This is a genomic window from Paenibacillus agricola, assembly GCF_011440305.1.
GTDB classification, from domain to species: domain Bacteria; phylum Bacillota; class Bacilli; order Paenibacillales; family NBRC-103111; genus Paenibacillus_S; species Paenibacillus_S agricola.
On the sequence record NZ_JAAOIW010000003.1, the window covers coordinates 552,267 to 563,914 of the forward strand.

The 11,648-nt window shown below is 48.1% G+C and carries 8 protein-coding genes; 3 read left to right on the forward strand and 5 right to left on the reverse strand.

Annotated elements, in window-relative coordinates; all coding sequences use genetic code 11:
- The first annotated feature begins 32 nt into the window (after positions 1-32).
- Positions 33-1,346, forward strand: coding sequence for an aminotransferase class I/II-fold pyridoxal phosphate-dependent enzyme (locus G9U52_RS10465; RefSeq protein WP_166149077.1), 1,314 nt, complete (start codon positions 33-35; stop codon positions 1,344-1,346).
- Between the two features lie 113 nt (positions 1,347-1,459).
- Here the strand turns inward: G9U52_RS10465 and G9U52_RS10470 are convergent, their stop codons facing one another.
- From G9U52_RS10470 to G9U52_RS10490, 5 genes are all read right to left on the reverse strand, one after another.
- Positions 1,460-2,605 (reverse strand): cation:proton antiporter, encoded by a 1,146-nt coding sequence (locus tag G9U52_RS10470; protein WP_166149079.1) that lies wholly within the window; start codon positions 2,603-2,605, stop codon positions 1,460-1,462.
- Between the two features lie 266 nt (positions 2,606-2,871).
- Positions 2,872-4,491, reverse strand: coding sequence for a flotillin lipid rafts scaffold protein FloT (floT, locus tag G9U52_RS10475; protein ID WP_166149081.1), 1,620 nt, complete (start codon positions 4,489-4,491; stop codon positions 2,872-2,874).
- Between the two features lie 33 nt (positions 4,492-4,524).
- On the reverse strand, positions 4,525-5,073 hold the full coding sequence (locus tag G9U52_RS10480) for an NfeD family membrane protein (protein ID WP_243767249.1): 549 nt from the start codon (positions 5,071-5,073) through the stop codon (positions 4,525-4,527).
- A 179-nt stretch (positions 5,074-5,252) separates the two neighbouring features.
- Positions 5,253-6,506 (reverse strand): threonine ammonia-lyase IlvA, encoded by a 1,254-nt coding sequence (gene ilvA / locus G9U52_RS10485; protein ID WP_166149083.1) that lies wholly within the window; start codon positions 6,504-6,506, stop codon positions 5,253-5,255.
- A 217-nt stretch (positions 6,507-6,723) separates the two neighbouring features.
- Positions 6,724-7,995, reverse strand: a complete 1,272-nt coding sequence (locus tag G9U52_RS10490) for an S-layer homology domain-containing protein (RefSeq protein ID WP_243767250.1) — start codon at positions 7,993-7,995, stop codon at positions 6,724-6,726.
- Between the two features lie 232 nt (positions 7,996-8,227).
- On the opposite strand from G9U52_RS10490, the gene G9U52_RS10495 reads away from it, so the two are divergent.
- Together G9U52_RS10495 and G9U52_RS10500 are read left to right on the forward strand one after the other, a co-directional pair.
- On the forward strand, positions 8,228-9,862 hold the full coding sequence (locus G9U52_RS10495) for an FAD-dependent oxidoreductase (protein WP_166149085.1): 1,635 nt from the start codon (positions 8,228-8,230) through the stop codon (positions 9,860-9,862).
- A 143-nt stretch (positions 9,863-10,005) separates the two neighbouring features.
- Entirely contained in the window at positions 10,006-11,637 is a 1,632-nt protein-coding gene (locus tag G9U52_RS10500) for an ABC transporter substrate-binding protein (RefSeq protein WP_166149518.1), read from the forward strand.
- The last annotated feature ends 11 nt before the right edge of the window (positions 11,638-11,648 follow it).

The following is an 11,648-nucleotide window of genomic DNA, read 5'->3' on the forward strand; positions in this document are numbered from 1 at the left end:
CATCAAATGGAAGATGGAAGGATGAATTACGAATGAACCCTCTTGCTGGGCAGCTCAATAATACAATTGCCAATGAAAATAATAATGTGTACGCGATGTTATCCAACCTTGGCAAAGAAATTTATTTTCCTAAAGTAGGCATTCTTAGCCAATCCGCAGAAGCTAAAGTAAAAGCAACAACCTTTAATGCCACAATCGGCACTGCACTCGAAAACGGCGCTCCGATGCATCTCAAGGTTATTCAAGATACGTTATCCGCATACAATCCCAAGGATTTGTATGAATATGCTCCACCTGCCGGCAAGCCCGAGCTTCGCACCGCATGGCGCAAAAAGATGCTAGAAGAGAACCCTTCGCTCTCCGACAAAGGCTTAGGCAATCCAATTGTAACGAATGCCCTTACCCACGGTCTTAGCATCGTAGCCGATTTGTTCGCTGATGCTGGTGATACCGTCATCGTTCCCGACAAAAATTGGGAAAACTATGAGCTGACCTTCGGCATTCGCCGCGGTGCCGAGCTTCTATTATACCCGCTATATAACAGCGAGCGCCGCTTTAATGCAGAGGGTCTTCGTGAATCCCTGCTTGCACAGCAAGGCAAAGGTAAAGCGATTGTTTTGTTGAATTTCCCGAACAACCCCACAGGCTACACCCCAGGTGTTGAGGAAGGCAAAGAAATCGTTGCTGTTATTAAGGAAGCCGCAGAAGCCGGGATTAATGTCGTTGCTGTCACAGATGATGCCTACTTTGGCTTGTTTTTTGAAGAATCGATGCAGGAGTCCTTGGCTGGTCAGCTTGCTGACCTTCATCCAAGAGTGCTGTCCATCAAGATCGATGGAGCCACTAAGGAAGAATTCGTCTGGGGTTTCCGTGTGGGCTTCATTACTTACGCAGGGCAAAGCGAGCCAATGCTTGCTGCATTGGAGCAAAAAACGATGGGCATTATCCGCGCTACCATTTCAAGCGGCCCCCACCCTTCGCAAACCTTTGTGCTTCATGCGTTGAACGCTCCTGAATTTACAGCGCAAAAACAGGAAAAAGCAGCGATCATGAAAGGCCGTGCCAACAAAGTAAAAGCCATTCTTGACACAGGCAAATATAATGAGGGCTGGGAGTACTACCCCTTCAATTCCGGTTACTTCATGTGCTTAAAACTAAAAACTGTTGATGCCGAAACATTGCGCGTCCATCTATTGAACCAATATGGCGTTGGTACGATCGCGCTAGGTGAAACGGATCTGCGGGTTGCTTTCTCTTGCATCGAAGAAAACAATCTCGAAGAGCTGTTCGAAACGATTTACAGTGGTGTAAAGGATCTGGAAAAGGTTTCAACAACGGTTGAATAAACACCTATCCATAGGTAAAAAGGCTTCGGGAACAAGTTCCCGGAGCCTTTTTTTTGCCAACCCAATATTCTGCGGCTAGTTGCTTGACGGAAATGTACCAAACCCCTGCTGGATTACGAGGCTGGTTTTACATCTTTTAACAAATATTTCAACAAAGGTGGAGTCACCAAGGTGGTGAGAATAATGACGACTACAACAGATGTAAAATAGGTCGCGTTCAGTAAACCTGCTTCCAAGCCGATGGCTGCAATAATTAAAGCTACCTCTCCACGCGAAACCATGCCTGCTCCAATGACAAAGGATGAATACCAATTAAATCCTGTTAGCTTGGCTCCAAGGCCCGAACCCAATAGCTTCGTCAAAACGGACACGATCGTTAAACATGCGATAAAAATAAGTTGGTTGGCAATTCCAACGAAGGTTACCGAAAGCCCGATGCTCACAAAAAAAACGGGGACAAAAACCGCATAAGCAATAGGCTCCAGCTTTTGCTCGACGACCTGCTTAAATTCAGTTTGCGAGATGGCAACTCCCGCGGCAAAAGCACCAATAATCCCTGCAACACCGAGATATTCAGCCATATAAGAGAAAAATAAACAAATCACAATCCCCGCACTGATCACAGCCTCGGTGACCCGCAATGGTGCCAGCCTCCGCATCACCCAAGGGACAACCTTCCAGCCTAAGAAGATAACCAAAGCAAAAAATATAACTTTTTTCACGATAACCATACTTAAGCTGATCTCTTCGCTTGTCAAAAAGCTCATCATCACTGCCAAGCAGATCACTACAATAATATCATCTGCTAGTGCTGCGCCAAGCACGGTAGTGCTTTCCTTACTTTTAAGCTGGCCCAACTCTTTAAAGGTTTGGACGGAAATACTGACTGAGGTTGCCGAGATCAGCAAGCCCAGAAATAAGGCATGGGAGCTGTCCATCCCTAAAGCTACACCCGTCAGGTAGCCTCCTCCCATAGGCAGCATAATGCCTCCAATTGCAACCGCTAACGATGCGTTTCGGTTATGGTTTAACTCCTTGAGGTCGGTTTCCAGCCCGGCAAAAAACATCAGCAGCAGCACCCCAATCGTACTGAACGCTGTAACCACCTCAGATGGCTGAATCCATCCCAAGAGCGCAGGGCCAATCACGACACCTATGATGAGCTTGCCAAGCACCGAGGGCTGCCCCAGGCGGACAGCGATATCCCCTGCTATTTTCGTGCTGAGAATAATAATTAACAATTGTAAAAGCCATTCCACGTGCCGTCACCCTTTCATTATAGCCAATTTGTTTTGGTAAGATGGTCCTTTCAAAAGACGATTTCAATAGATGATTTCAAAAGGAGAGCATATAAAAAAAGACAGAAAGAGCCTGCGTTTGGCAGGCTCCTCCGGTGGTTCACGATATTCAGTTCTTTCATTTAGTATAACACATTCGACAAATTATAACACCTAATCCTCTAAAAACAGCAGATTTTTGGCGGTAGGCTTGGAATCAGCTGAACCAGCCAAAAACAGACCGTTTCCTATTGTTTTTCGCCCGGCTCATTGATAGCTTCCATGCTAACTACCTTGCCAGGAGCCGCCACAAAAGGCTGTGCGTACACTTCATGTGCTGTCGCTGGTGTCACTGGCTGCGACGGCTGGGTGATCTTGTCGGTAAACCCTTTAACCAGCGCCTCTAGGTCGATTCCCGAAACGCTTTTCAGCATATCGGGTGCCGTAGCCATCAATTCGGTCACATATTTGCTGACCTTCGTGGCGCCGCCGCCATTGCCGCCGGCATCAACAATCGTCAGCTTGTCGATATGCGACATTGGCTCGGCAATGCGAGCCGCCAATTCAGGCAGCATCTTGACGATGATGTCAAGAATCGCCGCTTCGCCGAACTTGGCGTAGGCTTCCGCCAGCTTCTCCTTGGCCTCGGCCTCGGCAAAGCCTTGCAGACGGATAACATCCGCCTGCGCGGTACCCTTGGCAAGCTCGACGGAGGCCTCGGAGTTACCCTTGGCTAAGCCCGCCTCCGCGATTGCGATACCCGAGATGCGCACCTGCTCCGCATTCGCCCTCGCTTCCGCTTCGATCTGGTATTGCCGCGCGTCAGCTTCCCGCATTCGCTTCGACTTGTCAGCCTCGGCCGCCTGCTCGATCGAATAGCGGTCCGCATCCGCCTTCTTTTTCACCTCGGAATCGTATTGCTTCTCGCGGCGCAAAATCTCTTTGGTTTCCAGATCGATTTCACGCTCTTTACGGACAATTTCAACCTTCATCTGCTCTTCAACAATGATTTGCTTCGACTTGGCTTCCTGAATGCCGTAAGCTTGATCGGCTTCCGCCTTGGCCACGTCCTGCTCCTTCTTAAAGGCAGCAATCTTCAGCTGCTTATCCTTTTCCGATTCCGCAATATTCGTATCCCGCGCAAGCTCGGCCTTCTGGCTCTGCTCCTCTGCATTCGCTTTGGAAATCCGTGCATCCCGGGAGGCTTGCGCCTCAGCAATATCCGCATCACGCTTCACTGCGGCAATTCGCGGTTTACCGAGGGCATCCAGATAGCCGTTGTTGTCACGCAAATCCTTGATCGTGAAGGAAACGATTTGCAGCCCCATCTTGCGGAGGTCAATCGCGGAAACCTCCTGAACCTTTTGTGCAAACACATCCCGGTTTTTATAAATATCCTCAACCGTCATACTCCCCAGTATCGCTCTAAGATGCCCCTCTAGTACCTCTTGGGCTTCACTGCGAAGCTCCAGGTCGCTTTTGCCAAGAAATTGCTCGGTTGCCGTCGCCACATCCTCGATAGAGCCGCCTACCTTAATGATCGCTACACCGTTGGCCAGCACCGGAACGCCTTGCTCCGTATAGACCTCAGGGGTCGCAATATCCAGCTTATGGGAAAGCAGCGAAATAAATTGGGCTTGCTGAAACACAGGAAGAATAAAGGCGCCCCCACCACGAATGATTTTTAAGCGGCGGTCCGTTTCGTCATTCATCACATTTTTGGAGCCGAGAAAAGAGCCCGTAATGATCATCGCTTTGTCAGGACTCACCGTTTTATAGCGCGACCAAAAAGCCAATCCGAGAATAACCAGAACAGCAATTAATAAAATTGGAATTGTTAAATATTCATAGTCAGTAAATGACGGCAATGAAATCCCACCTTTTCCGATTTTTTCAAAAATTTAAATATTGAGCTCACTTACGGCAAAATCGCGACCTCGAAGCTCAACGATCACCACCTGTTTCCCTTGGGCAATGGACAAGCCCTCGAAGCTGACGGCTGGATAGTTGGAAATGCCGGATCTCGTACGAATAATAATTTCTCCATACCCAAGCGTCGGAATCGTTACCGATACTTCGGCTGCGCGGCCTACAAGCTCATGTACCGAATGCCCAATGGATTGCTCCGCTTTGTTCATGTTCCTCACAAAAAAAATGTAAGTTAGAGCTGACAGCACCATGGCGATCAATATCGCTAGCACTACAATTAAGGTCGCGCCTAGCATTGTGTATTTATGAAAAATAATTCCTGCTGCGCCAAACGTCGTAATCCCGCCTACCAAAACAATCGGCTGCATAAAGTCGAAATGGTTCAAATGTAGCGCTGCTGCTGCACTATCCAGCCAATGTCCAATCACTTCACCGATCACAAGCGAAATCAAGGCGAAGGCAATCCCGAATATCAAGCAGTTCCAATACACAATTAGCATGGCGCCATCCTCTCCAATCATGATTTACTCCAGATGTGATAAGTTCACAGGGAGCCAATGGTTTGGTTTTGATTGTGTGTTCTCCTATATTATACATGAAAACAACAAGCTATGTCAGGTTTAGCAGGATGAGGCTGACAGCTGGCAGCAACGCAAAAAAGCCCTTTAAGGAAATCCCCTAAAGAGCCCCACTCACAGCCTCAAATCAACAGGTTAAACAGTGTAGCATTTTTGTTGATTTCCACGTATTTAATGCCTTTGCTTTCCATACGCTCGATTAAAGGACCGTAGTCCTCCTTGTTTTTCAGCTCGATGCCCACTAGCGCCGGACCGTTTTCCTTGCTTGTTTTCTTCGTATATTCAAAACGGGTAATATCGTCGTTGGGTCCTAGAACCTCGTCGAGGAATTCGCGTAAGGCTCCTGCCCGTTGAGGAAATTGCACTGTGAAATAATGCTTCAGCCCCTCAAAAATCAGCGACCGTTCCTTGATCTCCTGCATCCGTTCAATATCGTTATTGCCGCCGCTAATGATGCAGACCACATTGCATCCGACAATCTGCTCCCGATAAAAATCCAATGCGGTAATTGACAAAGCACCCGCTGGCTCAGCAACAATCGCATTTTCATTATAAAGCTCAAGGATCGTTGTACACACCTTGCCTTCGGGAATGACGATAATATCGTCCACTACCTTCTGGCAGATGCCATAGGTAAGCTCCCCTACCCGCATGACGGCTGTGCCATCAACGAATTTATCGATCTCCGTCAACGTGACGATCTGTCCCTCATCGATTGAATTGCGCATCGAGGGCGCACCCGTAGCCTCTACTCCGATAACCTGTGTCTTAGGGCTGATGCTCTTAATATAGGTACCCACACCTGCCGCCAAACCACCGCCGCCGATTCCGGCAAATACATAATCGACCGGCTCGCGCATATCATTCATCAGCTCAAGCCCTACCGTTCCTTGACCAGCAATCACTTTAAGATCATCAAAGGGATGCACGAATTGCATTCCTTCTCGCTCGCTGAGCAGCACCGCTTCCTTCAACGCATCGTCAAACGTATCCCCCACCAGGATCACTTCAACAAAAGCTCCACCAAACAGCTTGACCTGTTGAATTTTTTGCCTTGGTGTTGTGGTTGGCATAAAGATTTTACCATGCACCTCCAGCGCCTTGCAGGAATAAGCCATGCCTTGGGCGTGGTTACCCGCACTCGCACATACGACCCCTTTGGACAGCTTATCCGCAGGAAGACTGCGCATCAGGTTGTAAGCACCACGGATTTTGAATGACCGCACTACCTGTAAATCCTCACGCTTTAGAAACACATTGCAGTTGTATTTATCTGATAAAATCGCGTTCCTTTGCAGAGGTGTATGAAACACCACATCCTTTAACAGATGGCTTGCCATGATGATATCTTCGAGCTTGATTGTTTGGTTATCCATATGTATCCCCCCGCTGGTTGTTAATTTCACTTATTATACACCGTAGGGAGAGGCTGTCCATAGCTTTTCATAAAAATCAATCAAGAAGCATAGAACAGCCCTCCCATCCGGCTTACGCCTGAATGAAAGGGCTGTTCTTGTCGTCGTAGTTCAACCTTTTTCTCATATCTCTCTGTAGTCTATCTCTATGGGTCTTGAGGTCTTAAGGTTCTGTCTGTTATCGAATCACGATCGTATGAACGACCTGGTTGCTACCTCTTAATTCAATGGGGCGGTTCGTTGTCAGCAAGGATATGTCACCTTGAACGGATACATTCGTTGCTGTGTTGTACACCGCAGTTTGCACCGATCCGCTGCTCAATACCTGATTGATCGTAATCGTTGCTATTTGTGCGTTGGAATTTAAGGTAAAGGTATTTAAGGTTCCCACCACTGTGAAATCCGTTACCGGATTGTTGCTGGAGGTCAATACTTCTACAAAAATCGCTTTACCTCCATAGGTTCTCACCAGCACGGAATCGCCAACTCTTAGATCTGTGGCAGCCACTCGGGTACCATTACGGAAAATGTATGCTGTTGCATCAATTTCCACGCTATAAGCTTGGCCTTCTGTTGTTAAGGTCAGCAGGTTATTGCTCACTAACGCGTTAACAGTTCCGCGAACGGAGGTGTTATCGGGCAGCTGGCTGCCTGTGCGATCCAGCAATGCAGCTATTTCGGCACGTGTAACGGGATTGTTCGGGCGGAAGGTATTATCCTCATAGCCGTCTACGAGACTTTTCTTGACAGCAACAGCTACATAACCAACGGAGCCAGCAGGAATCTTATTGGCATCCTTGAAATTAAGCTTCGTAGTCACTTTGGCTTTTGCTTCATTTTGCAGCTTCAATGCTTTAACCAATAGCGTCGTAACCCACAAGCGATCGGCTTCCTTCTCTGGCTGTACGGCACTTTCAGATTCCTCGAACAAATCATTTTGCAGCGCTACAGTTACATAACCGGTTGCCCATGCGTATTTGGACTTTATTTTATCCGCATCGCTAAAGTTCAGGTTAGCTTGCATCGCATCGGCGGCTTCAGCTTGCTCACGCAATCCCATCAATCGTACAGCAGCCGTAATGGCTTCAATCCGAGTGATCGTCCGGCGTGGCTGGAAGGTTCCATCCTCATAGCCATCAAATACCCGCTTAGAGGCAAGGCTTGCAATGTAACGCATCGCCCATTCAACGTCGGCACCTTTAACATCGTCAAAAGTTAATTTAACTGCCTTTTTATAGTCTTGTTCATTGAATTTAGTTTGGATGTTTTGGTAATTTTGTGTCTTTTGTACAGCTTCGACTTTTTGCTTGCCTTTATCGCGATCTTGATCCTTGTTCTTGTCATTTCCTTTGCCATTGTTGTCAGCAAAAGCTGCCGTGGAACCGCCAACTACCATAACAAGCGCCAAACCTGTCACCATTACCTTCTTGAATACATGTTTCATCATCATTTTGGGGTCTCCTTTTTCCAATTCACTTGGATTATATTATTGGTAGCAAGATATGAATCAGAACCACCTTCGCGAAGTGTTCTTTGGAATACTAAAAGTTTCGCCTTGCGCTATCCTTTTGTGGGGGTCATTAGGAGCAAGCTGAAAATAATGGTAAACTAAAAAACGAATGGCCATGTTACTATAGATACATGATCACGCAAAGGTATTAATTAAGGGAGGATTTATAAGCATGAGATGGAAGGTTAGAAGGTTGACAGTTTTACTGGCATTACTGGTATTGGTCGTGGCGGGAGCCCTATTCGCTTGGATGTCCTCTATGAAGGAAAGCGAACCTCAAGCTGCGCCAGGCAGCTCTGTCCAAGCACCACAGGATGGCAAAGCCACACCACAGCCTGCGGTTGCCGTAACAGCCCCCACACCCCCACCTGAACCACCGGTTCCTACCGAGGAAGTGGATGTGGTTGTATTCGGAAGCGAGCTCGAAGGGCTTTATCTAGCAAGAGCCGCTGCGGATGAAGGACTGAAGGTCAAGGTACTGGACCCAAGGGAAGGCTTCGGCGGCCAAGTGCTGCAGGCTGAAATGCTGTTTCTGGACGAAACGCGTGACGAGCAAGGACGGACACTGGTCCAAGGCCGTGCCAAAGAGCTGTTCGACGGCTTCCGCAATGGCAAGATTCGCAAGCTGCCGGAGTTTGTGCAATATTTTGATAAGCTAAAAAAGGACATCCCTATAGAATCGGGCATTAAAATTACAGATATTAAACAAATACCGGGTCAATTTGGGCTTCATGCGGTTGAATCCATTACTTACACAACGAAAGACGGTGCCAAGAAAAATATTAAAGCCGGCTATTGGGTAGATAATACCGATTATGCGGCCATGCTAAGCAAGCTGAAGGTGACCCGGCTGCCAGGGCTTGAGCAATTTTACGGACAAACGCAGATTGAATATATGAGCACGGGCTTTATGCTAAAATTCAAAAATGTCGATTGGAGCAAGTTTAATACCAGCTTCAACGCCATGACCGCCCAAGAGCGCAGAACCAAATACGGTGGTGGCTCGGTTAACGAAAGCTTTGCCATTGGGCTGAGCGGTATGACGAGTGCATATAAGCCCAGCAATGACCGCGTTTTTCTGCGTGGCTTGAATGCCGTCAATCAAAGGGATGGCGAGGTGCTGATCAACGCCTTCCTGATCTATACCGTTGACCCTGCGGACGACAAGTCGGTTGCTGAAGCCATGGAGCTCAGTAAAAAGGAATTGCCGCTGATCCTGGCGCATTTCCGCAAAAATATTGTCGGCTGGGAGCAAGCTGAGCTGAACGGCTTCCCGAACCACTTGTACATTCGCGAGTACAACCATTATGAAACCGATTATGTATTGGAGCCTTCCGATATGCTCGGTGCACGTATGTTCTGGGATAATGTCAGCATCGGCGGGTATCCCCTTGACCTGCAAGGGATTAGCTCCAGCAAATGGGGGATCGAGATGGGCAGGCCGGATAAATACGGAATGCCGCTGCGCAGCTTTATGCTGAAGGATTACGATAATGTGCTTGTTGCCGGGAAAAATGTCGGCTCATCGGCGATTGCTTACGGCAGCGCCCGCATCCAACCTAATACCAGCCTTGCGGCAGAAACCATCGGTGTGCTGCTCGGACAAATCCAAGGCAAGAAAAAGCTGCGCGAGCTGCAGGAGCCGGATATGCCTGCACTGAATAAATATTTGGAAACCACATATAAGATCAAAAACACCGGCATCACTGGCAATAATAAAATTAAAGGCTGGACGAACGACGAGATTGCCAAGCTGGATACGGGGGAAATTGTATATCCTGCTTATGTGAATACTAGAAAGAAATAACGTGCCCTGCTAGGCCACAAACGTATCCATTCATTGGATGCGTTTTTTCTTTGCTTCATTAGACGAGCTGAAGAAAAAGTAGTGCTCCTGCTAATCGTTTGTGTTACAATTTATTGAGTTCGTAACACGAATACATAAAAATGATGGATACGGAGTGGTTGAGCTTGAAATTAAAAACAAAGAGAGGCCGATGGGCCCTAATTGTCACAGTCACAAGCTGTTTGTTGCTATTATCCGGCTGTTTGGCCGACAAATTGCCCCAAGCTGTCAACGAGGCCAACGATCAGCTTGTGCTGGCCGTCGGTGCTGAGCCTGAAGCCGGATTCGATCCTACGACTGGCTGGGGGCGCTACGGCTCTCCCTTGTTCCAAAGCACATTGCTGAAAAGAAACAGCGACATGTTGATTGTTAACGACTTGGCCACCAGCTACGAGGTTAGCGCTGACGGCGGGACATGGACGGTAAAGCTCCGCAAGGATGCGAAATTTTCCGATGCTTTGCCTTTAACCGCGGCGGATGTGCAATTCACTTTCGAGACGGCGGCAAAAAATGCAACAACTATCGACTTGACCAATATGGAAAGTGTTACTGCCACGGATGAGCTTACCGTAGTATTTAAGCTCAAGGAAGCGCAGTCTACTTTCATTAGCCTGCTCGTTTCCACAGGGATCGTCCCCAAGCATGCTTACGGCAAGGATTATGCCGCACATCCGATTGGCTCCGGACCGTTTAAGCTGGTGCAGTGGGATAAGGGCCAGCAGGTCATTGTCGAGGCCAATCCCGAATATTATGGGACGAAGCCTTTTTTCAAAAAAATGACCTTTTTGTTCCTGAACGAGGATGCTGCGTTTGCGGCAGCGAAAGCGGGCAGTGTCGATGTTTCCTATATCCCTTCGGCATTCAGCAAGCAAACCGTTACCGGGATGCGCCTTGAAGCGATCAAATCCGTCGATAACCGCGGCATCATGCTGCCTTATGTGAAGTCAGGGTCCAAGACAAAGGATGGCGCTCCAATCGGCAACGACGTGACGGCGGACCTGTCGATCCGTAAAGCCATCAATGTAGCGATGGATCGCAAAGCACTTGTTGCAGGTGTCTTGGAGGGCTACGGCACTCCCGCTTACACGGTGAATGATGGCTTGCCGTGGTGGAACCCGGAAACCGTGTTCGCCGATGGCAACGCGGCCGAGGCCAAGAAGCTATTAGCGGAAGCCGGATGGAAGGACACTGATGGTGACGGCATCGTTGAAAAAGAGGCGCTCAAGGCACAATTTTCATTGATATATCCTTCGGGCGATGTGACCAGGCAATCGCTTGCGCTTGCCGCAGCCGATATGATCAAGCCTATTGGAATTAAAATCAATGTCGAGGGCAAAAGCTGGGATGACATTGAAAAATTAATGTATTCGAACGCGATCATGTTCGGGTTTGGTAGTAATGACCCGCTGGAAATGTTTAATCTTTACAGCACTAAATTCAGGGGTGTCGATTATTACAATACAGGCTACTACAGCAATCCAACCGTTGATGATTGGATGAATAAAGCGATGCTGGCCCGCACTGAAGAAGCGGCTTGGGATAACTGGAGGAAATCGCAATGGGATGGCAAAACCGGCTCCAGCTTCAAAGGGGATGCTCCTTGGGCATGGCTCGTAAATATCGATCATTTGTATCTGGTTAAGGATAAGCTGGATATCGGCAAGCAAAAGATCCATCCTCATGTACATGGCTGGCCTGTGACCGATAACATTGAGGAATGGAGCTGGAAGCCATAAAGAGAGCGGGG

Excerpts from the sequence above, each read along its gene's own strand:
- G9U52_RS10500 (WP_166149518.1), top strand. The coding sequence starts at position 10,006 with ATGGATACGGAGTGGTTGAGCTTGAAATTAAAAACAAAGAGAGGCCGA.
- G9U52_RS10490 (WP_243767250.1), bottom strand. The coding sequence starts at position 7,995 with ATGATGATGAAACATGTATTCAAGAAGGTAATGGTGACAGGTTTGGCG.
- G9U52_RS10495 (WP_166149085.1), top strand. The coding sequence starts at position 8,228 with ATGAGATGGAAGGTTAGAAGGTTGACAGTTTTACTGGCATTACTGGTA.
- G9U52_RS10465 (WP_166149077.1), top strand. The coding sequence starts at position 33 with ATGAACCCTCTTGCTGGGCAGCTCAATAATACAATTGCCAATGAAAAT.
- ilvA (WP_166149083.1), bottom strand. The coding sequence starts at position 6,506 with ATGGATAACCAAACAATCAAGCTCGAAGATATCATCATGGCAAGCCAT.
- G9U52_RS10480 (WP_243767249.1), bottom strand. The coding sequence starts at position 5,073 with ATGATTGGAGAGGATGGCGCCATGCTAATTGTGTATTGGAACTGCTTG.